Annotated in this window: 26 protein-coding genes and 2 tRNA genes; 19 read left to right on the top strand and 9 right to left on the bottom strand. The window is 56.1% G+C overall.

Annotated elements, in window-relative coordinates:
* Positions 1-27: 27 nt before the first annotated feature.
* From H4V98_RS17645 to aspS, 8 genes are all read left to right on the top strand, one after another.
* A complete protein-coding gene (locus tag H4V98_RS17645; RefSeq protein ID WP_196862168.1) occupies positions 28-441 on the top strand; it encodes a DUF971 domain-containing protein in 414 nt (137 codons plus the stop codon).
* Between the two features lie 115 nt (positions 442-556).
* Entirely contained in the window at positions 557-1,288 is a 732-nt protein-coding gene (gene ubiE / locus H4V98_RS17640; protein ID WP_196862169.1) for a bifunctional demethylmenaquinone methyltransferase/2-methoxy-6-polyprenyl-1,4-benzoquinol methylase UbiE, read from the top strand.
* A 58-nt stretch (positions 1,289-1,346) separates the two neighbouring features.
* Positions 1,347-2,333 carry a TIM44-like domain-containing protein gene (locus tag H4V98_RS17635; RefSeq protein ID WP_196862170.1) on the top strand — a complete coding sequence of 329 codons (987 nt, stop codon included), beginning with the start codon at positions 1,347-1,349 and terminating at the stop codon, positions 2,331-2,333.
* An 88-nt stretch (positions 2,334-2,421) separates the two neighbouring features.
* Positions 2,422-3,189, top strand: a complete 768-nt coding sequence (locus tag H4V98_RS17630; protein ID WP_231374543.1) for a hypothetical protein — start codon at positions 2,422-2,424, stop codon at positions 3,187-3,189.
* The gene (gene ubiB, locus H4V98_RS17625) at positions 3,186-4,739 is read left to right on the top strand and encodes a ubiquinone biosynthesis regulatory protein kinase UbiB (protein ID WP_196862171.1); all 1,554 of its coding nucleotides are present in this window, start codon (positions 3,186-3,188) and stop codon (positions 4,737-4,739) included. The genes H4V98_RS17630 and ubiB overlap by 4 nt, the downstream gene beginning before the upstream one ends.
* A gap of 128 nt (positions 4,740-4,867) precedes the next feature.
* Positions 4,868-5,248, top strand: coding sequence for an FmdB family zinc ribbon protein (locus tag H4V98_RS17620; protein WP_196862172.1), 381 nt, complete (start codon positions 4,868-4,870; stop codon positions 5,246-5,248).
* Entirely contained in the window at positions 5,248-5,877 is a 630-nt protein-coding gene (locus H4V98_RS17615) for a DUF502 domain-containing protein (protein WP_196862173.1), read from the top strand. The genes H4V98_RS17620 and H4V98_RS17615 overlap by 1 nt, the downstream gene beginning before the upstream one ends.
* A 36-nt stretch (positions 5,878-5,913) precedes the next feature.
* A complete protein-coding gene (gene aspS / locus H4V98_RS17610; RefSeq protein ID WP_196862174.1) occupies positions 5,914-7,731 on the top strand; it encodes an aspartate--tRNA ligase in 1,818 nt (605 codons plus the stop codon).
* 144 nt (positions 7,732-7,875) lie between these two features.
* Here aspS and H4V98_RS17605 read toward each other — a convergent pair whose 3' ends face one another.
* Positions 7,876-8,319 (bottom strand): universal stress protein, encoded by a 444-nt coding sequence (locus tag H4V98_RS17605; protein ID WP_196862175.1) that lies wholly within the window; start codon positions 8,317-8,319, stop codon positions 7,876-7,878.
* Between the two features lie 522 nt (positions 8,320-8,841).
* Between H4V98_RS17605 and H4V98_RS17600 the strand changes: the two genes are divergently transcribed.
* The 5 genes from H4V98_RS17600 (at position 8,842) to greB (ending at position 12,346) form a co-directional block, all read left to right on the top strand.
* The gene (locus H4V98_RS17600; RefSeq protein ID WP_231374542.1) at positions 8,842-9,678 is read left to right on the top strand and encodes a sensor histidine kinase; all 837 of its coding nucleotides are present in this window, start codon (positions 8,842-8,844) and stop codon (positions 9,676-9,678) included.
* A complete protein-coding gene (locus H4V98_RS17595; RefSeq protein ID WP_196862177.1) occupies positions 9,675-10,319 on the top strand; it encodes a response regulator transcription factor in 645 nt (214 codons plus the stop codon). Before H4V98_RS17600 ends, H4V98_RS17595 begins: the two co-directional genes overlap by 4 nt.
* A gap of 146 nt (positions 10,320-10,465) precedes the next feature.
* Positions 10,466-10,891, top strand: coding sequence for a response regulator (locus tag H4V98_RS17590; RefSeq protein WP_231374541.1), 426 nt, complete (start codon positions 10,466-10,468; stop codon positions 10,889-10,891).
* An 83-nt stretch (positions 10,892-10,974) separates the two neighbouring features.
* Positions 10,975-11,051 (top strand) — tRNA-Arg (locus H4V98_RS17585).
* Between the two features lie 722 nt (positions 11,052-11,773).
* The gene (greB, locus tag H4V98_RS17580) at positions 11,774-12,346 is read left to right on the top strand and encodes a transcription elongation factor GreB (RefSeq protein WP_196862178.1); all 573 of its coding nucleotides are present in this window, start codon (positions 11,774-11,776) and stop codon (positions 12,344-12,346) included.
* Between the two features lie 33 nt (positions 12,347-12,379).
* On the opposite strand, the gene H4V98_RS17575 is transcribed toward greB, so the two are convergent.
* The 4 genes from H4V98_RS17575 to H4V98_RS17560 all read right to left on the bottom strand — a co-directional run bounded on the left by H4V98_RS17575 (position 12,380) and on the right by H4V98_RS17560 (position 16,571).
* Positions 12,380-14,617 carry a bifunctional (p)ppGpp synthetase/guanosine-3',5'-bis(diphosphate) 3'-pyrophosphohydrolase gene (locus H4V98_RS17575; RefSeq protein WP_196862179.1) on the bottom strand — a complete coding sequence of 746 codons (2,238 nt, stop codon included), beginning with the start codon at positions 14,615-14,617 and terminating at the stop codon, positions 12,380-12,382.
* 119 nt (positions 14,618-14,736) lie between these two features.
* Positions 14,737-14,940 carry a DNA-directed RNA polymerase subunit omega gene (rpoZ, locus tag H4V98_RS17570; RefSeq protein WP_029523754.1) on the bottom strand — a complete coding sequence of 68 codons (204 nt, stop codon included), beginning with the start codon at positions 14,938-14,940 and terminating at the stop codon, positions 14,737-14,739.
* Between the two features lie 39 nt (positions 14,941-14,979).
* Positions 14,980-15,600, bottom strand: a complete 621-nt coding sequence (gene gmk / locus H4V98_RS17565; RefSeq protein ID WP_196862180.1) for a guanylate kinase — start codon at positions 15,598-15,600, stop codon at positions 14,980-14,982.
* A gap of 53 nt (positions 15,601-15,653) precedes the next feature.
* Positions 15,654-16,571, bottom strand: a complete 918-nt coding sequence (locus tag H4V98_RS17560) for a YicC/YloC family endoribonuclease (protein ID WP_196862181.1) — start codon at positions 16,569-16,571, stop codon at positions 15,654-15,656.
* A 68-nt stretch (positions 16,572-16,639) separates the two neighbouring features.
* Between H4V98_RS17560 and H4V98_RS17555 the strand changes: the two genes are divergently transcribed.
* The 6 genes from H4V98_RS17555 to H4V98_RS17530 all read left to right on the top strand — a co-directional run bounded on the left by H4V98_RS17555 (position 16,640) and on the right by H4V98_RS17530 (position 21,454).
* A complete protein-coding gene (locus H4V98_RS17555; RefSeq protein WP_280757771.1) occupies positions 16,640-17,647 on the top strand; it encodes a serine/threonine-protein kinase in 1,008 nt (335 codons plus the stop codon).
* Complete coding sequence (locus H4V98_RS17550; RefSeq protein ID WP_196862183.1) at positions 17,644-18,546, top strand: protein phosphatase 2C domain-containing protein; 903 nt, start codon at positions 17,644-17,646, stop codon at positions 18,544-18,546. Before H4V98_RS17555 ends, H4V98_RS17550 begins: the two co-directional genes overlap by 4 nt.
* A gap of 235 nt (positions 18,547-18,781) precedes the next feature.
* Positions 18,782-19,390, top strand: a complete 609-nt coding sequence (gene rdgB, locus H4V98_RS17545; RefSeq protein WP_196862184.1) for an RdgB/HAM1 family non-canonical purine NTP pyrophosphatase — start codon at positions 18,782-18,784, stop codon at positions 19,388-19,390.
* Between the two features lie 18 nt (positions 19,391-19,408).
* Positions 19,409-20,599: a radical SAM family heme chaperone HemW gene (gene hemW, locus H4V98_RS17540; protein WP_196862185.1), complete on the top strand. Its 1,191-nt coding sequence runs from the start codon at positions 19,409-19,411 to the stop codon at positions 20,597-20,599.
* A 17-nt stretch (positions 20,600-20,616) separates the two neighbouring features.
* Entirely contained in the window at positions 20,617-20,847 is a 231-nt protein-coding gene (locus tag H4V98_RS17535; protein WP_231374540.1) for a hypothetical protein, read from the top strand.
* A 112-nt stretch (positions 20,848-20,959) separates the two neighbouring features.
* Complete coding sequence (locus tag H4V98_RS17530) at positions 20,960-21,454, top strand: hypothetical protein (RefSeq protein ID WP_196862186.1); 495 nt, start codon at positions 20,960-20,962, stop codon at positions 21,452-21,454.
* A gap of 155 nt (positions 21,455-21,609) precedes the next feature.
* Here H4V98_RS17530 and H4V98_RS17525 read toward each other — a convergent pair.
* The 4 genes from H4V98_RS17525 to ureE all read right to left on the bottom strand — a co-directional run bounded on the left by H4V98_RS17525 (position 21,610) and on the right by ureE (position 23,807).
* Positions 21,610-21,699, bottom strand: a tRNA-Ser gene (locus H4V98_RS17525).
* 60 nt (positions 21,700-21,759) lie between these two features.
* Entirely contained in the window at positions 21,760-22,416 is a 657-nt protein-coding gene (gene ureG / locus H4V98_RS17520; RefSeq protein WP_196864454.1) for an urease accessory protein UreG, read from the bottom strand.
* 46 nt (positions 22,417-22,462) lie between these two features.
* Complete coding sequence (locus tag H4V98_RS17515) at positions 22,463-23,113, bottom strand: urease accessory UreF family protein (RefSeq protein ID WP_196864485.1); 651 nt, start codon at positions 23,111-23,113, stop codon at positions 22,463-22,465.
* A 64-nt stretch (positions 23,114-23,177) separates the two neighbouring features.
* Entirely contained in the window at positions 23,178-23,807 is a 630-nt protein-coding gene (ureE, locus tag H4V98_RS17510) for an urease accessory protein UreE (RefSeq protein ID WP_196864484.1), read from the bottom strand.
* Positions 23,808-23,811: the final 4 nt, after the last annotated feature.

The raw sequence follows: 23,811 nt of genomic DNA, 5'->3' as shown, positions 1-23,811 counted from the left end.
CCATTTATTCAGAAAGCGAGACACCCGATGGCAGGTCTTCAATCCGGGTCGCCGACCCCCACGGCGCTGACAGTTCACAGCCAATCGCGCCTTCTCGAAGTCGCTTTTTCAGACGGCGCGCAGTTCAGGATTCCTTTCGAGTTGATGCGCATCTATTCGCCATCGGCAGAAGTGCAGGGCCATGGTCCCGGGCAGGAAATCCTGCAGACCGGCAAACGCGAGGTCGATGTGGTGGCGCTGGAGCCGATTGGCAATTACGCCGTCAAGCCGGTGTTTTCCGATGGCCACGAGAGTGGGCTGTTCACCTGGGACTATCTGTACCACTTGGGCAATGACCAAAGCCAGCTCTGGGGCGACTACGAGCGCAGGCTGCAAGCCGCTGGCGTGGCGCGTGACGCGCCCATGGCTGTGGCGGGCGGGCAGGGCTGCAGCAGCCACTAACCCGGCATGGCTTGTGTGGCGCCATTGATTCTTACGAAAAATTTCCCCTCCAATGACCTGAGTCAGTACAGGGTTGTCGCTGTCAACTGGCACTTTTCCATCTAGCATTCACCTTATGACAACTACCCACTTTGGTTTTGAATCGGTAGACGAGCAGGACAAGGCGCGTCGTGTGCGAAGCGTGTTCGATTCCGTCGCCCCCAAATACGATGTGATGAACGACCTGATGTCGATGGGTCTGCACCGCGCATGGAAGGCCTACACCGTGCTGGTCGCCAATGTCAAGGAAGGCCAGCAGGTGCTCGACATTGCGGGCGGCACGGGCGATCTGGCGCTGGCGTTTGCGCCCAAGGTGGGCACCACCGGGCGCGTGGTGCATACCGACATCAATGAAGCCATGCTCAGGGAAGGGCGCAACCGACTATTGGACGCCGGCGTGTGCCTGCCAACGCTGGTGTGTGACGCTGAAGCACTTCCTTTTCCCGATGCCGGCTTTGATGTCGTCACCGTGGCCTTTGGCCTGCGCAACATGACGCACAAGGATGTGGCTCTTAAGGAAATGAGCAGGGTGCTCAAGCCCGGCGGCAAGCTGCTGGTGCTGGAGTTTTCCAAGGTGGCCAAGCCGCTTGAAAAGCTTTATGACTGGTATTCGTTCAAGGTCCTGCCCAAGATCGGCAAAGTGGTGGCCAATGACGATGCCAGCTATCAATATCTGGCCGAGTCCATCCGCATGCATCCGAGCCAGGAAGAGTTGAAAACCCTTATGAAAAATACTGGCTTTGGCCATGTGGATTATCACAACATGTCAGGCGGGATGGTGGCATTGCATGTTGGAATCAAGTGCTGACAGGTTTTGCGGCTTCTTGCCGTGATCGGGTTTTAATTGGTTTGATGAAGGAGACGACATGAAAATTTGGCAGGTCATTCTTTCCGCAGTTTTTGCGGTAACCCTTACCCTGTCTGGCGCGCCGGCGGACGCCAAGCGTATGGGCGGCGGCGGGTCCTTTGGCAAGCAGTCGTCCAACGTGACGCAGCGCCAGGCACCTGCCAACAATGCATCAACTCCGGCTGGAGGTGCAGGCGCTGCCGCAGCTGCCGCACCGAAAAAACCATGGGGCGCCATGCTTGGCGGTTTGGCTGCCGGACTAGGACTGGCTTGGTTGGCATCGTCGCTGGGGCTGGGCGGCGCTTTCGGCCAGATCATCATGTTCGCCTTGTTGGCGCTGGTGGTCATGGTGGTAATTGGCTTTGTCATGCGCCGACTCAAGGGGGGCGCGGCGAATTCGCCGGGCGCCACGCGGTCGCAGTCGCCTTTCGCCTTCCAGGGTGCTGGCAATGCGCCTGAAGCCACGACGGCCCGTAGCTACAGCCCGGCCAATGTGGGTAACGACGCGTCGGCACGTCCCTGGGAACGCAGCGCAACAGCTTTTGACAGCAATGCGGTTGCGCCTGCAGCAGGTGGCTCGATGATCGGTTCTGGCCTGACGGGTTCGCAGTCATGGGGCGTGCCTGCCGGCTTCGACGCCGAAGGCTTCCTCAAGGCCTGCAAGTCGAATTTCGTGACTCTTCAGGACGCCTGGGACCGTTCCGACATCCAGAACCTGCGGTCCATGATGACCGACGACATGCTGGAGCAGATCAAGACGCAACTGGCAGACCGCGAAACCCATACGGGCGGCACATCCAACAAGACCGAGGTGGTCATGCTCGATGCGCAGTTGTTGGGTATTGAGGAAATGAGCGACGTGTACATGGCCAGCGTCGAGTTCTCCGGCATGATCAAGGAAGACGCCTCCAGCGGCGCCAGTCCATTCCGGGAAGTCTGGAACATGACCAAGCCCCGTGTTGGCGGCAGTGGCTGGCTGGTTGCCGGTGTTCAGGCCTTGCAGTAATCGGGTTTTCAAGCAAGCAGTAATACCTTAAGGCCAAGCCAGGGACATTAGGCCTCAAGGGCTTTTTATCCTGCAAAATCGGAGACGTATGAATAACACGTCTCCTTTTTCATTTCTGAAATCCATCGCCACCCGTTTTCAGCCTCCTGCATGGGTGGTTGACGAAGGACAGCAGCGACTGGTGCTTTTTCTCAATCATGTTCTTCTGCAGGAAAAGCAGGCCCAGGAACGGCTTTTGCGTCAAAAAGGCCGTGTAGTGCATTTGCGCTGGGGTTTGTTTGCTATTGATTTAATAGTTACTCCAGCTGGTCTGGTGGACCGTGCGGCTGAATTTTCAACGCCTGACCTGATTCTGTCGGTTGCCGCTGAATCGCCTCTGGCAGCAGTGCAGTCGGTGCTGGCGGGAAAGACACCTGCCGTCAAGATCGACGGCGATGTGCAACTGGCGGCCGATATAGGCTGGCTGGCTGAAAATTTGCGTTGGGACGCAGAAGAAGACCTGTCCCGCCTGATCGGCGATGCGTCAGCCCACGCGCTGGCCGACGCCGGACGACGATTGGCTTCCGGTCTGAGGCAGTTCTTGACCAAGGGACCACTGGCATCTGCTGCGCAGTCTACAGCTACACCCCCCCAAGCCGCCGCCGCCGCCACTCCCATGCCACCGCGCAGGACTGCACCGGCAGCGCAATCGTCGCCCACATCGACGACCCGCCCCTTGCCTGCCGAGGTGGCTGCAGATTCTGCTGAGTCCACCGGACACGGTAAGTCAGCCGGTGGTTCCCTGCCTCCCGGCGACACCAGCTTGCCGCCTCAGGAAGGCGAGTCATTTCCCATACCGCCCGGGACTGCTGCATGAGCCGGATCTTTCGGGGTTTCATCATTGTCTGGACCGTGTTGCGGTTCGGGTTGGACGAACTGGTCCTGTCAAGTTTCGAGAAGCCATGGATTCGTCTACTTTCACGCATCGTGTCCTTCGGGCGCAATCTCAAAGCCCCCCGAGGGGAACGTCTTCGGCAGGCGCTTGAACAACTGGGGCCGATTTTTGTCAAGTTTGGTCAGGTGCTTTCCACCCGCCGTGACTTGCTGCCTCCTGACATTTCTGATGAATTGGCGCGACTGCAGGACCGCGTGCCACCGTTTCCTTCGGCTGTCGCCGTGGCGATCATTGAAAAAGCCTTTGGCAAACCGATTGATTCCATTTTCGAAACCTTCGAGCAGACGCCGGTCGCCAGCGCATCGATAGCGCAGGTGCACTTTGCCACGCTGCCCGGCGGACGCGAAGTGGCGGTCAAGGTGCTGCGGCCCAACATGCTTGCCGCTTTGAAAAAAGATCTGGCGCTGATGCGCATGATGGCGGGCTGGGTCGAGCGTGCGTCAAAAGACGGCAAGCGCCTCAAGCCGCGCGAGGTGGTGGCCGAGTTCGACAAGTACCTGCACGACGAACTTGATCTGCTGCGTGAGGCATCGAACGCGGCGCAATTGCGGCGCAATATGCAAAGCCTTGATCTGGTGATGATTCCCGAGATGTACTGGGACTACTGTATGCCTGATGTGATGGTGATGCAGCGCATGTACGGGGTTCCCATTGGCCAGACCCAGCGCCTGCGCGATGCCGGCGTTGACATGAAAAAACTGTCGCGCGATGGCGTCACACTGTTTTTTACCCAGGTGTTTCGCGACGGTTTCTTCCATGCCGACATGCACCCCGGCAATATCCAGGTCAGTCTGGCGCAAGAAACCTTTGGTCGCTTGATTTCCCTCGATTTCGGCATCGTTGGTACGCTGACCGAGGTGGACAAGGAATACCTGGCGCAGAACTTCAGTGCCTTTTTCCAGCGCGACTACAAGCGTGTGGCTGAACTGCATATCGAATCGGGCTGGGTTCCGCCAGCCACCCGTGTCGACGAACTGGAGTCGGCCATTCGCGCCTGCTGCGAGCCGATGTTCGACAGGCCTCTTAAGGAGCTTTCACTGGGCATCGTGCTGATGCGGCTGTTTCAGACGTCGCGCCGCTTTCAGGTAGAAATCCAGCCGCAACTGGTTCTGCTGCAAAAAACGCTGCTCAACATTGAAGGACTGGGACGCGACCTTGATCCTGACCTGGACCTCTGGAGCACAGCCAAGCCTTTCCTCGAGCGCTGGATGCTGGAGCAGGTCGGCCCTGAAAAACTCCTTGCCCAACTCAAGGCAGAAGCGCCTTTGTATGCCAAATTGCTGCCCATGTTGCCGCGTCTCATGGCGCAGTACCTGAAGGCAGGGCCGCCAACCAACTACAAGCATCTGAACGAATTGCTGGCCGAACAAAAGCGGACCAACAAGCTGCTGCAAAGCCTGATTTACGGTGGGATGGGTTTCGTTCTGGGGCTGATTTTCATGCAGATGGTCTTGCGAATCCACCTGTTTTGATGCGAAATCCCCCTGGGCGGGCAAGGCCTGCGAAGTTTGTCCGCGTGGCGGGCAAGCCCTATAATTAAAGGCTTTGTACCGTCTGGCCTTTGCTGGCGGCAACTCCCCGGAAAACGAGCTTAAGCACCATGCCTATCTACGCCTACAAATGTGAATCCTGCGGATTCGCCAAGGATGTACTGCAAAAAATGTCGGATGCTCCCTTGTCAGTATGCCCGCAATGCAACGCACCGAGCTTCAAGAAGCAACTGACTGCAGCTGGTTTTCAGCTAAAGGGCTCCGGCTGGTATGTCACGGATTTCAAGGGCGGCAACAGCGGTGCACCTGCTGCCAAATCGGCCGAGGCACAGGCCGCAGCCCCGGCAGATGCGGGCAATACTTCCTCTAATGCTGGGGCGAGTAGTGGTTCAGCAGCAAGTCCGGCCGCAACGCCATCGGCGACGGCTTCTTCCCCCGCACCTAGCACCAGCAATACCGGCAACAACGGCGCACCCAAAAAATCGTCATGATGAGCTCGATTCGCCGGTGGCTGTTGGCTGGACTTCTGGTGCTGGTGCCGCTGGCCATCACCCTGGCAGTGCTTAACTGGATTGTGGCCACGCTGGACCAGACTCTACTGATCCTGCCTGTTGCGTGGCACCCGGACAGGCTGCTGGGTTTTCATCTGCCCGGTTTTGGCGTGCTGCTGACGCTTGGAATCGTTCTGTTGATGGGCGCTATTGCCAGCAACTTCCTGGGCAGGAAACTGCTAATGGTTGGCAATGCCCTGCTGCGCCGCATTCCGATCGTCCGCTCGATATACTCCAGCGTCAAGCAGGTTTCCGACACCTTGTTTTCCGAAAACGGCAATGCCTTTCGCAAGGCCCTGCTGGTGCAATGGCCCCGTGAAGGCGTCTGGACAATCGGTTTTCTTACTGGCTCGCCAGGCGGCGATGTTGTGAACCATTTGCCTGCGGATTACGTTAGCGTCTATGTGCCGACCACACCAAATCCCACCGGCGGCTATTTCGTCATGCTCAAGAGAGCGGAATGCATTGAGTTGAAAATGAGTGTTGATGAAGCACTGACTTATGTCATCTCCATGGGTGTCGTGGTTCCGGCCACCCGTCCTGTTGCCCCACTCAATCCCCCCCTGTAAACAGCGCAACAGCGCTGATCATCCCGAGTATTTTTTATGGCTATCGCTGAAACACAAGGCGCTAAAATGCGCACCACTTATTGCGGTCTGGTGACCGAAAGCCTGTTGGACCAGACGGTCAGTCTTTGCGGCTGGGTCAATCGTCGGCGCGACCATGGCGGTGTGATTTTCATTGACCTGCGCGACCGCGAAGGCTATGTGCAGGTGGTGTGCGATCCGGACCGCGCCGACATGTTCGGCATTGCCGAAAACGTGCGCAACGAGTTTTGCGTTCAAATCAAGGGTTTGGTGCGCGCCCGACCGGAAGGCACTGCCAACGACAGCCTGAAAAGTGGCAAGGTCGAAGTGCTGTGCCATGAATTGATCGTGCTGAACCCCAGTGTTACCCCGCCTTTTCAGCTAGATGATGACAACCTGTCGGAAACCACGCGGCTGACGCATCGGGTACTTGACCTGCGCCGTCCCTACATGCAGAACAACCTGATGCTGCGCTATCGCGTGGCAATGGAAACGCGCAAGTTCCTCGATGCCAATGGATTCATCGACATTGAAACGCCGATGCTGACCAAGAGCACACCCGAGGGCGCGCGTGACTATCTGGTTCCGAGTCGCGTCAATGAGGGCCAGTTTTTTGCCCTGCCGCAAAGCCCGCAGTTATTCAAACAATTGTTGATGGTGGCCGGTTTTGACCGTTACTACCAGATCACCAAATGCTTTCGCGATGAAGACCTGCGCGCCGACCGCCAGCCGGAATTCACGCAGATCGATATCGAGACGTCGTTCATGGGCGAGCAGGAAATCCGGGATATGTTCCAGGACATGATGACCGGGCTGTTCAAGACGGTGCTGAACACCGACCTGGGCGAGTTCCCGGTCATGGCCTATGCCGAAGCCATGCACCGCTACGGTTCGGACAAGCCCGATCTGCGTATCAGCATGGAATTCACCGAACTGACCGACGTGATGGCGGATGTTGACTTCAAGGTTTTCAGTGCACCCGCCACCACAGTAGGTGGTCGCGTCGTTGCCTTGCGCGTTCCTGGTGGCGCTGAAATCAGCCGCAGCGAGATCGACGCCTATACCGAATTTGTCAAGATCTACGGTGCCAAGGGCCTGGCCTGGATCAAGGTCAACGACATCACCAAGGGTCGTGAAGGCCTGCAAAGCCCCATCGTCAAGAACATCCATGATGCGGCGGTGGCAGAAATCCTCAAGCGCACCGGCGCGCAAAACGGCGATATCCTGTTTTTCGGTGCTGATAAGTCCAAGGTGGTCAACGACAGCATCGGCGCATTGCGCTTGAAGGTTGGCCTCAGTGCCTTCGGCAAAAAAACCGGTTTGTTCACCAAGGGCTGGAAACCGCTGTGGGTGGTTGACTTTCCGATGTTTGAGTACGACGAAGACGGCAAACGCTGGAGCGCGGTGCACCATCCCTTCACGGCTCCCAAGGACGGCCATGAAGACTGGATGGACACCGACCCTGGCCGCTGCATCGCGAAGGCCTACGACATGGTGCTCAATGGCTGGGAACTGGGCGGCGGCTCGGTGCGCATTCACCGCGCCGATGTGCAGAGCAAGGTGTTCAGTGCGCTGAACATTGGCCCTGAAGAAGCGCAGTTGAAATTTGGTTTTTTGCTGGATGCCCTGCAATATGGCGCGCCACCGCACGGCGGTTTGGCCTTTGGTCTGGACCGCATCGTTACCATGATGACCGGTGCCGAGTCCATCCGCGACGTGATCGCCTTCCCGAAAACCCAGCGCGCGCAGTGCCTGCTGACCCACGCACCTAGCCCGGTCGATGAAAAGCAACTGCGCGAATTACACATTCGCCTGCGTAACCCATTGCCGCTCTGAACGCGTTCACCAGCATTAAGGCAATCAACAAAAGGGCACTCCAAGGGTGCCCTTTTTGTTTTCCGAGTTCATCTTCTGATTAGCCGGACAGCGCTTGATACAAGGCTTTTACCGAAAGCGAATTGAGGTTCTGCCAAAGTCGTCTTAGCGCAGGACCAGGACTGGTACGGTGCTGTGTGTCAGTACATGCTGAGTTTCGCTGCCCAGCAGCACCCGTTTGATGCCTTTTCGGCCATGCGACGCCATCACTACTAGGTCACACCCATGTTTTGTAGCGGCGGAAATGATGGATTCGGCGATCAGGTCAGATTGCGCCACAACCGCTTTGGCTATGACATCTTGGGCCTTGGCTTGTTCTTGTACGGCATCGACAACTGCCTGGCCCTTGTCGCTCCATTGCTTCTCGGTACGCGCAATGTCTTCAACTGAAATGGTGATGCCGCCTTCAAAATAACTTACCGGGTAGCGCGGTACGACATAAAGCGCGACCAGTTCGGCACCTATGGCTGCTGCCAGTTCAATAGCGCTGCCCACGGCGGTTTTTGAAAGATCCGAACCGTCGGTAGCGACAAGAATTCGCTTGTACATGATGACTACTCCAATTTAAATAGAAAGTTTCAGCGTAAGCGTACGCAGACTTGCTTGTCTTCATTCAAGTCAAGCGCCGTAACACCCTCAACAATCTTATACCGTGGAAAATTTCATTAAGTGCATCACGAATTTCAAGAATAAAACAAGTTTGACATACATCAAGGCAAAAACTCCCAGCTTTTTGCTATTTTATTAATAGCTGCTAGCGCTTATGCAGCCAGCGCGGCAGAAATTTTTGGTATTAAAAATAATTTATTTTCAGAAGAAATGAGTTGTATCAATTTTTTATTGCAAAAGCTAATCTGAACTGGGTAGCAAAGTCTGTAACCGCAATAACGTTTTGTAGATAACCCCTGCTATCCCACAAACTGCATTCCCATTTGCTTTAAGGTCGTCGCATGAGTAAATAAAGAGAGGTGCGTTTGCCTTTGTATTGTCAGGTGTAGCGATCAGCAATGCATTAAAAGCAGCGTACAGCCTGAAGTCATGACGGCAAGCAAAATAATTTTCGGAGTAACCATGAAAAGCCAAATGCATTTTCAGCTCGATTCAAAAAAAACTGTAAGAGTGGGCGACAAGTGGCCCGCCAGTCATCAGTTTCAGGATCAATTTCATGGACTACCACTCCTGCACAAAACGCTTCGGGTCAATATTCCTCTGATGCCAGCTGAAACCGCACAACTGTTGGAAGAACGACGTGCCTTTGCAATCGCAGCACAGGCGATCCGCGAAGAAGAAAAAGCGCGTTTGGCCCGAGAGTTACACGATGAACTCGCGCAGTCGTTGACTGCACTGAAAATGGACGCAATATGGGTTCGCGACCACGCTTCATCCGTTCCCGGGAGGGTGATCGACAAGCTGACCGAGATGGTGGAAATGCTTGACCGCACGGTGGCTGCAACGCGCAGAATGGCCGCCGACCTACGGCCGCTGATGCTCGATGATTTGGGTCTGGTGCCGGCAATTGAATGGCTTGCAAGCAGTTTCATGCAGCGCTGCGGTGTGCCCTGCACACTTTCGGTCAATGACGAACCAGCGCTTGAATTGCCTGAGCCATATGCAACGGCCGTGTTCCGGATTGTTCAGGAGTCGCTTAACAACATTGCCAAGCATGCGGCTGCCTCCCAGGTCATCGTCACGCTGGACAAGACCCTGGATACGGTACGACTGCGCGTGGAAGACGATGGCTGCGGATTTGTTTGCAAGGGTATGCGCAAGCCCCAGTCGCTTGGACTTCTGGGTCTGCGCGAGCGGGCACAACTTCTTGGTGGAAGCGTTGCCATCCGTAGTGCGCGGGGGAAAGGAACAACCGTTGAAGTAAGCATTCCCCTGCACGAGATGGGAGTTCCGCAATGATCAGAATTGTTATCGCCGATGACCATGCCGTTGTGCGAGAGGGCCTAAAACGTATTGTCACCTCAGCGGAAGACATGACCGTGGTCGGGGAAGCATCCAACGGAACGGAGGTCATGCGCCAAGTGCGGGAGTCTGATTTCGATGTCCTGGTTCTGGACTTGTCCATGCCGGGCCGAAGCGGCATGGAACTGATCAAACTGGTGCGTTGCGAAAAGCCAAAACTCCGTATTCTTGTGCTCAGCATGCACGAAGAACTGCAGTACGCCGTCCGCTCGATCAAGTCTGGTGCAAGCGGCTACCTGACCAAAGAAAGCGCGCCGACGCAACTGATGCAGGTGCTGCGAAAAATTGCCGCAGGCGGCGCCTTCATCAGTTCAGGGGTTGCCGAGCAACTGGCACTTGGCTCCATGCTGGGGTCATCCTCTGCAGCGCATGAAAGGCTGACGGACCGGGAGTTTGAGGTATTCCGTTTGATTGCCATCGGCATGTCGGTCACCGACATCGCGGGACGGCTGAACCTTTCGGCTAAAACCATTAGCACGCACAAAGCCAATCTCATGCAAAAGATGAATTTGCAAAACCAGAGTGAACTGATTCGTTACGCCATCAAGCATGGTGTGACCGAGCCGCTGGAGCCATGAATCAATTTAAAGATGTTTTTCGTTCATTAATGGTGTTGATAAAAACTATTGCCTGACGCTCGACCTGTAGGATTGGCTGAACGGTAGTGGGCGTCTATCTCTTGACGTGTCCGGAATTTTCCGATGCTGCTTTTCAGGCAACGCGTATGGCGCGCGCCGTAAAAGTACCGCAAAGTAGTGCGATGGGTTCAGAAAATGCAGCATTAAGAATTTTTATTGCAGACGATTCGCTTCTTGTACGTGAGCGCGTAGCGTCGATGCTTGGAGCCAGCGCCATGGTCATCGTCGGTCAGGCTGAAACGCCCCAGGATTCAATAGACGGCATTCTTGCCGTTTATCCTGACGTGGTAGTGCTGGACGTTCAGCTCGAAGGGGGCTCTGGCCTGCAGGTCTTGCGGGCAGTTCGTCACGCCGCGCCTGACATTGCCTTTGTGATCTTTAGCAACAATTCGGACCTTGTTTACCGGAAGTGCTATCTGGGAGCCGGTGCCGAGGACTTCCTGGACAAGACCTACCAATTCGGGGAACTCGTTAACGCAGTGTTTAACGCCGCGCAAAATGCAGAGTGTTGAGATGTTTCAGCATCAGCTGAAATTTACTTTCTTCTTAAACGCGATCAATCAGTGTCAATATCTACGCTATAATTTGAAGCTTGGCGGCTGTAGCTCAGTTGGATAGAGTACTTGGCTACGAACCAAGGGGTCGTGGGTTCAATTCCTGCCAGCCGCACCAAAAAATGAACGGGTTATGAAAGAAATTTCGTAACCCGTTTTCCTTTTTCCAGCCTCAATATCCTACAAGTTACTAAAAAGCCCTAGATTGCTACGACAGCTCACGGCTATTATTCAAAAAGACATCGGCCTCGTAAATTTTTAGCTTTGTATCGCTGGTGTTAACAGAGCTGGGGCCTTTGTTTGAACAGTCAAACGGTTTTGATGGGTGCAGTCTGTTCTGGGTGACTATCCTGTTAGCTTGAGGTCCCGCAGGGATTCCAAGTAAACCGTCATCGCATTGAGGCAGACTGCCCGAAAAAGGGCAGTCCAAGCGCAACTCATCTATGCGGTGCATGCGTTTAATGTCATCTTTACTTGCTGGTCGAGTCTTTCAGCAACGCACACTTCGACTGATTTTGAGCAACTTGGCTTGTGCATGACAGGCAGAACATAGGCGAATGGCGATCGTTTTTTGCTCAGCAATCCTGCCTTGCCGAGCGCGCCATGCAAAAAATCTTTACCCAAGATGAGCTATTTCAATAATTGGTCTGGAACTGTTCAGTTTTGCAAGACCATCTTTGTCGCAGGCATCTATTCAAACGCAGCGAATTCCGTATGTGAGTGAGAAATTTCAGTGCGCTGCTTTGTAATATTGGTGTAGCGGTAACAAAAGTTTCAGATTTTTATTCGGATTGTTTGAGCCTTTAAAAATGCCTAAGTGAATGCTATTCTGCTTACTGCATGAATAAAGCCTTCACCAAAGAAACCGATGCTGACGATGAAGATGCACTTCCCATGCCCCGTCCGCTGTCAAGCGGCAAGAACTACATCACCCCTGAGGGCTATGAGCGCCTGCGGCTGGAATTACATGATCTGATCGACAACGAGCGGCCCAAGATCGTCGATATCGTTCACTGGGCGGCAAGCAATGGCGACCGTTCAGAAAACGGCGATTACCTGTATGGCAAGAAGCGGCTTCGAGAAATAGACCGACGCATCCGCTTTTTGACGCAGCGGCTAGAAATTGCCGAAATCAGCGACCCTAGCATCCACTATGGTGATGATCAGGTATTTTTTGGTGCCTCGGTCACCTATATAGACGAACAGGGGCACGAAAGTACGGTGACTATTCTGGGTGTTGACGAAGCCGTTAGTACGGAGGGGCAGATCAGCTGGATTTCGCCAGTGGCACGTGCTTTGCTGAAAGCGCGGACGGGTGATGAAGTGACGCTGGTCACGCCCAAAGGAACGCGGTTACTGGAAGTGCTTAAAGTAAACTATCCCGAACCTGGCACAACGGCCCGGCATGCATGATTCTTTTAATTCTTTAAAACAAAAGCTCAACTTTTAGGTGCTGGCTTTGGATCGCTGCACCCGAATCACCGACGGGGCACGCTTGACATTGCGCATCGCTGAAGCCAAGTGAACGCGGTCGCGCACTGCCACGCTAAAACGCAGGTCCGTGGCACCATTTGCAGGCTCATGGCCCATGTCCACATGGGTAATATCCACCTCGGCGCTAGCGAGCGCGGCAGCCACCTTAGCAAGTACGCCCTTGCCGTTGGAGACTGTGACCATAAGAGTAGTTTCAAACGTTCTGGTGGGTTCATCTGACCAATCCACTGCAATGAAGCGTTCAATGTCGCGTAGCTGCAGTCGCTTGGCCACTACGCAGTCTTCGATGTGTACGAGCAACCCTTCACCGCGACCGAGATAGCCCACGATGGCATCGCCGGGAATCGGGCTACAGCACCGGGCGAACTGGACAGAACTTTTCTCGCTGCCATCAAGCACCAAGCCGCCTTGGGCAATGGATTCCTGCGGAATATAGCGTTCCCGGCTCATGAGCAAAGCATCAGGTTTCTCGCCTTTTTCAGCCAGAAAAGAAACGATGCGCTTGGCAATCATGCTTGCAATGCGTTTGCCCAGGCCGATGTCTGTCAGCAATTCGGCGCGCGAACGATTACCGGTAAACCGAAGTATTTTTTCCCAGATCGCATGATGTGCGTCGTCATCTTCCGAAAGACTCTGCCGGTCTATCCCCTCGGCTCGTAACGCTTGGGCGAGCATTTTTTCACCCAATTCCTGCGATTCCGTGATGGCCATGCTTTTGAGGTGATGGCGGATTTTTGAACGCGCCTTGCCGGTTCGGACAAATCCCAGCCAAGCGGGGTTTGGTGTAGAAACTGGCGCGGTGATGATTTCGATGACATCGCCGTTCAGCAATTCAGTACGCAGGGGAACCTGTTCGCCATTGACCTTGGCGGCAATCGCATGGTGGCCTACATCGCTGTGAATGGCATAGGCAAAGTCGACAATCGTGGCTCCGCGGGGCATTGCCATAATCTGGCTTTTCGGGGTAAAGACGTAGACCGCTTCGGGAAACAGATCGATCTTGACATGGTCCCAGAACTCGGCAGCGTCATGAGTTTCGTTCTGGATGTCCAAGAGCGACTGCAGCCACTTGGTTCCCAGGCGCTGCGATGTGTCGCTGTTCGGATCGGACGCCTTGTACAGCCAATGGGCCGCTACGCCGGCTTCGGCCACCACGTGCATCGCATCGGTGCGCATCTGGAACTCGATGTTGGTGCCAAACGGGCCGACCAGCGTTGTGTGCAATGACTGATAACCATTGACCTTGGGAATTGCAATGTAGTCCTTGAACTTGCCCGGCAAGGGCTTGTAGAGCTGGTGCAGGATGCCCATGGCGCTGTAGCAGGTCGTCACTTCATTCAGGATCACCCGAAACCCGTACAGATCGGTCACTTGCGCAAAAGACAGGTGTTTTTGATCCATCTTGTGGTAGATCGAATAAAGCGTTTTTTCACGCCCATAAATCCTCACGGGAATCTGTGCCGAGGCAAAAGCCGCCTCAACTTCCGACTGCACCCGCTTGATCACGTCGCGCCTGCGTCCCCGCGCGCGGGTCAGGGCCTTGGCCAAAATTGCATAACGCCATGGATGCAGGTGCTGGAACGAGCGATCCTGCAGTTCGCGATAGGTCGAATTCAAGCCCAGGCGGTAGGCGATCGGGGCATAGATGTCCAGCGTTTCACTGGCAATCCTTTTCCACTTTGTGCGGGGTGCGTCGCCAAGCGTTCGCATGTTGTGAATGCGGTCAGCCAGCTTGATCAGGATAACCCGGACATCACGCGCCATGGCCAGCAGCATCTTGCGGAAAGACTCTGCCTGGTTTTCTTCGCGGGTGTTGAATTCGAGTTTTTCCAGCTTGGTTAGTCCATCTACCAGTTCTGCCACTGGCGCACCAAAGCGCTCGATCAACTCCGATTTGCTGACATCGCAGTCTTCCATTGCATCATGGAGTAGCGCCGCCATAAGGGCCTGAGCATCGAGTTTCCATTCGGCGCATTGCTGGGCCACGGCAATCGGATGCGTGATGTAGGGCTCGCCGCTGTTTCTCAATTGTCCCAAGTGGGCTTCATCGGCAAAGCGGTAAGCCTGACGGACATTCTCTATGTCAGCCGCGTTCAGGTAATCGAGTTTGGCGGTCAGGGCCGCAAAACTTGCTGCCGCTGCATTGGCTGCGGCAGGTGTCGGCTTGTGGGGAACGGCGGTCGTCAGCATTGCGTTCATATCCCTAAATGTAACGCTACCTGAATAGAATCAAGGACAAATGGTTTTAGTAAGCTTCAAAAATGAATAAAGCACCTCGAAAGGTGCTTTATTTGATAAATTCAACAGATCTAATTTGGGACTTTTTTCAACATTTCCAGACCCACCTTGCCAGCGGCGATTTCCCGCAAGGCCGTGACACCGGGTTTGTTTTTGCTTTCGATCCTGGCAGCATGGCCTTGACTGAGCATGCGAGCGCGGTAGGTGGCAGCCAAAACCAGTTGGAAGCGGTTCGGGATTTTTTCGAGGCAGTCTTCGACGGTAATGCGGGCCATGGTGTTCTTTCAGGTGATCGTTGACTTAGGGACAGTAACTTAGGGAATGTGAAGCGCCATGAAAGTCTCGGCTCTGGCGCGTCGCTGAGCTGAATATTTCAGCCGCTGGGCGTGCACGATGGTTTTCAGGTCGAAAACTGCCCGCTCAAACAACTCATTGATTATAACGAAGTCGAATTTTTGCGCCTGTACCATTTCCAGGGCCGCATTCTGAAGCCGCAACTCGATGACTTCCGGACTGTCTTCGCCACGACGCTGCAGGCGAGAGCGCAGTTCTTCCCAGCTTGGCGGAAGAATGAAAATAAGGATCGCATTGGAAAAAATTTGCTTGATGTTGATGGCGCCCTGGAAATCGATTTCCAGAATCACGTCGGCGCCATGCGCTACCCGCTCTTCAATCGTGTGGCGCGACGTCCCATAGCGGTGGCCGTGAACATGCGCCCATTCCAGGAAAGCATCGCGCTTGACCATGCTGTCAAATTCTTCCGTCGAGAGAAAAAAGTACTCCCTGCCATGCTTTTCCTGGCCGCGCGGCGGGCGGGTTGTGTGTGATACCGCCGGCTGGATGGCTGAATCGAGTTCCATCAGGGCTTTGACCAAGCTGGATTTGCCAGCCCCGCTGGGGGCGGCAACAACAAATAGATTTCCGGGATAGTCCATACTGGGCGAGCGATGTTTGCTATTGATTTAGAGGATGTAGAAGGTCAGCGGTGTTATTCGATGTTCTGGACCTGCTCGCGAATCTGCTCGATCAGCACCTTCATGTCGACCGACACGCGTGTCATTTCCAGCGACGCTGATTTGGAGCCCAGGGTATTGGCTTCGCGGTGGAGTTCCTGAATCAGGAAGTCCAGGCGCTTGCCCAGTTCGCCGCCGCTGGCCAGAAGGCGGTCGATTTCATCTAGGTGCGATGCCAGGCGGGTAATTTCCTCGGCCACGTCAATCCGGATGGCAAACGCTGTTGCCTCGGTCAACGCCCGGTCTTGGGCGATTTCCGGCAGCACACTGCTGCTGCCCAGCGCCAGCGCTTCTTTCCAGCGATCCAGAAAGCGGGTTTTTTGCTGTTCAACCAGTTTCGGAACCATAGGCACAGCCGATTCGGCCAGCGCCCGCAATTGGGCGGTCCTGTCCAGCAGCATGAGGCTCAGGCGAGCGCCTTCGCGCTCACGTGCCGCCATCAATTCGTTTACCGCCTGTCGGGCGGTCTGCAGCAATTCTTCGCTGTAGTCGTGCGGTTTTTTATCTTCATTCGTCGCAATCCGGAGCACGTCCGCCACGCTGAGCGGTGCAGCCTGCGGCAGCCATGACTTGATGTTGTCTTCAAGCGAGCCCAGTCGCTGCAGCGTGGCGGCTGAAGGCGCGCGCAGGTTGCTGGCCGTCGTGCTTTCAAACGAGACGCGTACCTCGACCTTGCCGCGCTTGAGCTTGCCGGTGAGCAACTCGCGCAGCGCCGGCTCGGCTTGGCGCAATTCGTCGGGCAAGCGAAAAGCCAGGTCCAGGAAACGGCTGTTGACGGAACGGATTTCAATGCCGAGCCTCGAACTGCTGTCACGCGACGGTTCGGTTTCGCTGGCAGACTGCGCGGTGCTCGACTGCAGGCTTGCATAGCCCGTCATGCTGTAAACTGACATTCGCTTTTTACGCCTTCCTAAAGAGAGAAGAGACTGGGTGACCTTCCACCCGGCCCACCAAAGAATTTATGTCAAAGGTCAAGCCTTCACCCCTGCCGCCTGACACCATGATCGGAGGCTATCGCATTGAGCGAAAACTTTCGGCCGGTGGATTCGGTGTAGTTTACTTGGCTGCAGACAGCGAAGGCCAGCAGTTTGCCATCAAGGAGTACCTGCCTTCGTCTTTGGCCAGCCGCGCCGTTGGCCAGTTACTGCCGCAGGTACTCCCTGAAAAACTTTCGTTATACCGGTTAGGTCTGAAGAGCTTTTTTGAAGAAGGCCGTTCACTGGCGCAGATTTCGCACGGCTCGGTGGTCAGCGTGCTGAATTTCTTTCGCGAGAACGAAACCGTCTACATGGTCATGAATTACCTGGAAGGAGGAACCCTGCAGGATTTCATCATCACGGCGCGCGACCTTAAAAAATCCAAGGTGTTTCGCGAATCTACCATTCGTTCGCTGTTTGACGAAATTTTGCGGGGCCTGCGCATCGTGCACCAGCACAAAATGCTGCACCTCGACATCAAGCCGGCCAATATCTTTATCACTGACGACAACCGGGCGGTGATGATTGACTTTGGCGCGGCCCGAGAGGTGTTGAGCAAAGAGGGCAATTTCATCCGGCCCATGTACACGCCCGGATTTGCGGCGCCTGAAATGTACCGGCGCGATTCGTCCATGGGTCCCTGGACCGATATTTATGCGATTGGCGCTTGCATTTATGCCTGCATGCAGGGTTATCCGCCCAACGACGCTCCGCAGCGAATTGAAAAAGACAGGCTGTCATTGGCCTTGTCTCGTCTGCGCGGGATTTACTCCGACAATTTGATTGAAGTCATCCTGTGGTGCATGGCACTGGACCCACTGGCACGGCCGCAATCGGTGTTCGCCCTGCAAAAGGAGTTGAGTCGCGAAAGCGCGCGCAGTTACACCAAGTTGACGGTTGGCGAAAGGGTGCGATTGCAGTTTGACAGCGTGGTGTCCGACAACAAAAAAGCAGCTCGCAAGACCAATATTCCGGAAACCCGGATTACATGAAATTTTCGGTTTTTCAACTCAGTCGCATTGGCGGCCGTGCGGTGAATGAAGACCGTATGGGCTACTGTTACACACGAGAGTCAGGCCTGTTTGTGCTGGCTGACGGCATGGGCGGACATCCTGAAGGAGAAGTCGCCGCCCAGATTGCCCTTGACACGATTTCGGCTTTGTATCAGAAAGAAGCCAAACCCATGATCGGTAACCCGGCTGAGTTTCTTGCCAGTGCTGCGCTGGCAGCGCACCACCGCATCATTCGCCATGCGTCTCAAAAAGGCATGCTTGACACCCCGCGAACCACGCTGGTAGCAGCGGTCGTGCAGGGCGCCAGTGCAAGCTGGGTGCATTGCGGCGATTCGCGTCTCTACCTGGTTCGTGATGGAAAGTTGCTGATGCGAACCCGTGACCATTCACTTCTTGAGCAGTCGCGGGCCGGGCTGAAAGCGTTGGAACCCGTAAATCGCAACATCCTGTTCACTTGCTTGGGCTCTCCCGCCAAGCCAACTCTGGAGATTGCCGGTCCATTTGCCTTGCAGCAGGGGGACAAACTGATGCTCTGCTCAGACGGTTTATGGGACAGTCTGAACGATGCGGAAATAGTTGCGCAACTAAGTAGCCAGAGCGTTTCCATTGCAGTTCCGGCAATGGTGGAAAGTGCATTGCTGGCGGGGGGAGAGCACAGCGACAACGTCACTACCCTGGCCATGGAATGGGAAACGCCCGATGTGTTTGAGTCCATCCGGCACGACTCTGCCGAAACCGTGATGGACTGCAGTTTTGCTTCCACGCTCGATGCCGGTGGTTTGGACAGCGAATCCGACGACCTCGATGACGCCATGATCGAACGCTCGATCGCCGAAATCAATGCGGCCATCCTCCGTTCGACTTCCAGGAAAGCCTGATCGCACCGTTCAGTCGTTCAGGTCTGGTACTTGCACAGCGCTTTTTTTCCTTATTGATGCAGCCGGCGTTTTCCAGCCCGACAATTGACACTGTGCGCGCCTTCGACGAAATCACCACACGTGATCGAATCGCCTCACCAGTGCTTTTGTCGGCAGCGTGGCATCAAGGCGTCATTTACTATTAAATTAATAGCTATCAATACCCGTTGAACATGCGTAAATACCTATTTCCATCATGAAAATTGTCCTAGCCTCAAACAACCAGGGAAAACTGGCCGAACTTCAGGCCATGCTCGCGCCCCTTGGCCTTGAACTGGTCAGGCAGTCCGATCTGGCCATCCCGGAAGCCGAGGAGCCGTTTCGCACCTTTGTAGAAAATGCCCTTGCCAAGGCGCGCCATGCGTCTGCCCTCAGTGGCTTGCCAGCTCTGGCTGACGACGCCGGCCTTTGCGTGGAAGCGTTTGGCGGACAGCCCGGCGTGGACACTGCGTTTTATGCCACACAGTTCGGCTATTCCAAGGGCGACGACAACAACGTCAAGGCTTTGCTGGAGCAGATGGCACACCTGTCGCAGCCCGCAGAGCGTCGCGCCGCCCTGGTCAGCACGCTGGTCGCGGTGCGCTCTGCCGATGATCCCGAGCCGCTGGTTGCCAGCGGGCGCGTGGCCGGTGAAATTGCCCTTTCGCCCGTGGGCACCAACGGCTTTGGGTTTGACCCGGTGATGTTCCTCCCCGCGTTCGGCCAGACTTTTGCCCAATTGCCGGTGAGCGTGAAAAACGCCAACAGCCATCGTGGCAAGGCGATGCGGCAAATGATTGAATTGCTGCGTGAACGCTGGCTGTAAACCGGACTCGAAATCTTCATGACCCAAAAAGACGTTCAGCACTACATGCGCAGCGGCACCTTGCAACTCGCCGCGTTACCGCCGCTGTCGCTGTATGTGCATTTGCCTTGGTGCATCAGGAAATGCCCGTATTGCGACTTCAATTCGCACGAAGTGGCGGGCATCATGCCCGAGCAGCGCTACATCGATGCGCTGGTGGCCGATCTGGAAGCGTCGCTGCCACTCGTCTGGGGCCGCACGGTGCACAGCATCTTCATTGGCGGCGGCACGCCCAGCCTGTTTTCGCCGCAGGCCATCGACCGTCTGCTGGGCGACATCCGCGCCCGGCTTAAGCTGGCGGCCGACTGTGAAATTACGCTTGAAGCGAATCCCGGTACGTTTGAAAAAGACCGTTTCAAGGCGTTTCGCAGCGCCGGCGTGAACCGCCTGTCGGTCGGTGTGCAAAGCTTTGACGATGTTCACCTGAAGGCGCTGGGCCGCGTGCACGACCGCGCCCAAGCGATTGCGGCAGTAGAGGAAGCCGCGCAGGCCTTTGACACCTTTAACCTCGACATCATGTACGCGTTGCCCGGCCAGACGCTGGAAAACCAGGCGCAGGACATGCGGCAGGCGCTGGCCCTGGCGCCGCCGCACATCTCGATCTACCACCTGACGATCGAGCCCAACACCTACTTCGCCAAGTTTCCGCCGGTGATCCCGGAGGAAGACACGGCCTACGCCATGCTCGACCAGATCACCGAGATGACCGAAGGCGCAGGCCTGCAGCGCTATGAAGTGTCGGCTTATGCCCGGGACGGCCACCGCTGTTTTCACAACACCAACTACTGGCAATTCGGCGACTACCTCGGCATTGGCGCCGGCGCGCACAGCAAGCTCAGTTTTGCGCACCGGGTGGTTCGCCAAGTGCGTTACCGCGAGCCGAAGCTCTACATGGACAAGGCGCTGGCCGCCGATGCGGTGACTCAGGAAACAGAAGTCAGTCGTGCCGACCTGCCGTTTGAATTCATGCTCAATGCCTTGCGGCTGCGGGACGGCTTCAAGCTGCAGGATTTTGCCGACAAGACCGGCTTGCCATTCACCGCGATCCAAAAAGGGCTGGAAGAGGCCGAGCGCATGGGACTGGTTACGCGTGATTTTGTCCACGTCAAGCCGACCGAGCGCGGCTTTGATTTTCTGAACGATCTGCAATCTCTTTTTCTGGCTGATTGAGCCGGCATTCACACACCATGGAACTGGAAACTTCAAGCATCATCCTGCTGGCCATCAGCACCCTCGCGAGCTTTGGCGTGGGGCGCACCTTCATGCATTTTCGCAAGAAGAAGCAGAAAAAGGAGGTTCAGGAACGAGAGGCGCGGGCCCTGCGTGATCGGCCTGTCGAGCCGGAATCGAAAAACAAGAGCAAACGCAAGCGGCAGCTTCAGCAGATGGAAAAAGCGCAACCCGGCCAGAAGCGCTGAGGCGCCTTGAACCAAGTCAGGAAAGACCGCGTGATTTTTCGGTGGAACAGGGCTGGGCGACAAAAAGAAGTGCTACCTTCTGTGGTGCCGATATTGGCGTTTGGAGGTGAACGTGGCCAACCCAGAGATGAAAAAATACCAGGATGCGACAACAGCAGACAAGCTGGGCAAAAGCGTCCAGCAGGCACGGGAACTCCATGCACAGTTTTTCGCTCTGTTCGACCAGTTCAGGCAGGCTCTTCTCAATCTTGACATCGCTTCAGAACCGGTACCGCAGGGCGATGGAACGACCCGGTTGCGGGTCATCACACCGTTTGGTAACCTTTATGCCTCCGCTGCCTACGCATTTGATGATGGACATGCCGGCGCCGCCATGCTTTTTACCGATGAGAAGAAAGTCGATGACCGCACCGTTTCGCGAAAACTCAATGCCGTCATCCTGGGCCGGGAGGGGTTCTGGATTGACTCGGATGGCGACCGGCTGAAGACGCCTTTCACACAGATAAGCGAGCAGATTGTCTACGCGTCCGTTCACAAGGCGCTGGCCGCTAAGCTCAAAGCCGACTCTGAATACGTCTCCAGTTTTACGCGCGCATTCCTGGTCTGAGGGCAAGTCCCTTTTATGCGGATTTGGGGTAAGCAGAGCGCAGCCAACGGCCACTGATCGCTATAAAACGCCGTTTGCAGGCGTTCATTGATTAATGTTGCGATGTGAGAAATGTCACCTGATTGCCGTGAAACCTGCATGAATGCCAAGTTTCCTGGCGGAAGCGGTGAGATTCGAACTCACGGAGGACTCGCATCCTCGGCAGTTTTCAAGACTGCTGCATTCAACCGCTCTGCCACGCTTCCAAGCCCACTAGTTTAACCTCAGGCCCGGCAGGACTCGGGCTGTGACCCGAAAAATAACGTTCAGATAGCTCTAAGCATGCCTTTGCTTTCAATAAATGCCACCACTTCGGCCAGGCCGGTGTTGGTTTTCAGGTTGGTCATGACAAAAGGCTTCAAGCCCTTGGCCGTGGTGCGCATGCGGATGGTATCGGCTTCCATCACGCCCAGATCTGCGCCCACATAAGGCGCCAAGTCGGTCTTGTTGATGACGAACAGGTCGCTTTTGGTGATCCCCGGGCCGCCCTTGCGCGGAATTTTTTCGCCAGCGGCCACGTCGATCACGTAGATGGTGAGGTCGCTCAGTTCGGGGCTGAAGGTGGCGGCCAGGTTGTCGCCACCCGATTCGATGAACACCACGTCGGCATCGGGGAACTCCTCCAGCATGCGGTCGATGGCTTCCAGGTTGATCGACGCGTCTTCACGGATGGCGGTGTGAGGACAGCCGCCGGTTTCCACACCCATGATGCGTTCGGCGTCCAGCGCGCCGCTAACGGTCAGCAGGCGCTGGTCTTCCTTGGTATAGATGTCATTGGTGATGGCCACCAGGTCGTATTTGTGCTTCATGGCCTTGCACAGCATCTCCAGCAGGGTGGTCTTGCCCGAGCCGACGGGTCCGCCGATGCCCACGCGAAGCGGCGGAAGTTGCTTGGTGCGGTTGGCGATGTGGTGCAGGCGCATGGAAATACCTTGGAGGGTTGAAAAGGAACGCTTCGTCAAACGTAAATCAGGAGCGAAAGAGCCGCGAATACTGGGTTTCATGCTGGGCCGAAAGAATTGCCAGCATGGGTGAAAACGCCTGGCGTTCACTGTCTTGCAAGTGCAGGGCAGCTTCAACGGCGGCGGGAATGTCCCGGGCCAGGCGCGCCAGGATGCGCTGGCCGGCGCTCTGGCCCAGCGGCACGGACTTGAGCGCGGCCTGCATCATGTTCTCGGCCCAACCAAAGGCATACGCCAGCATGCAGTCGCGTACGCTGGCCGCCGTTTGCGACGCCGCAAGCGAAAAGGCCACCGGATAGGTTGGCTGCATGCGTGCACAGGCGTCGATGTGCGCCAAGTTGGCACCGTCATGGTTGCGCAGCCAGTCGAGCAGGGAGCGGCCCATTTGCTCGGCCTGCAGCCGCAACTCGCTGGTTTCGCGGGTTTGCAGTACCCAGTCGTTGAGCTGTTGAACGCGCGTCAGGTCTGATTTGCGCCAAGCCGTGATTGCCTCGGCCACCACGGCCAGGTCGCCGCGCGCCAGCGTCAGGTGCAGTTGGTCGTTCAGCCAGTCAGATGCTATGCTTTCCGTAGCTACTCCCGCCCTGTCAACGGCCGCTTCAAGCACTTCCGAGTAAGAAAATCCGCCCACAGGCAAGGCCGGGGAGGCCAGCCACATCAGCTGAAGCAGGCTGGCTGCTGACAGGGCCGGTGCCGTTTTCGTCGTCAACTGCGCACCTGTGTCAATGGCTGTGGGGCTTGCGCGGATGAATCTGGATGGCGACGGGCTTGATGGCCTCATGCGCATGGCCGTGATCGTGATGGCAGTCCGGTCCATGGACATGGACATGGGCTGCGGCGGGCGCGGCAATTACAGCCGGTGCGTCAGGCGAATGGCTGTGTGCGTGACTGTGGCCGCCCGTGCTGTAAGCGCCGCCTTCGGGTTCAAACGCTTCGGCTACTTCCTGCACCGTCAGGTGCATCGCCCGCAGCATGTCGGCCAGTACATGGTCGGGCTCGATTTTCAGGTGATCGGGCTGCAACTCAATCGGTACATGGCGGTTGCCCAGGTGGTAGGCGGCGCGCGTCAGGTCGAAGGGAGAGCCGTGCGCCGTACATGCCGTGATGCGCAGCACCGCCTGCGGCGCGGCAATCACCCGCACCATCGAGCCGTCTTCAACCAGCAGCACGTCGCCACCGCGCACCAGGGTGCCGCGTGGCAGGAACACGCCCAGCGTGCGGCCCAGTGAATCCAGCGCGTCAAAGCGGCTTTTCTGGCGTACATCCCAGTCAAGTTCAAGTGTGGACGCGCGCTTGAGCAGCACTGGCGCCAAGCCTGCGCCTAGCGGCAGCAGTTTGCTGGCTTTCAGCATGCGC

It is taken from the genome of Polaromonas sp. CG_23.6 (genome assembly GCF_029892315.1).
Classification (GTDB): Bacteria; Pseudomonadota; Gammaproteobacteria; order Burkholderiales; family Burkholderiaceae_C; genus Polaromonas.
Note: the sequence above shows the minus strand (reverse complement) of the source record. Positions and strands in the feature narration are given on the sequence as shown.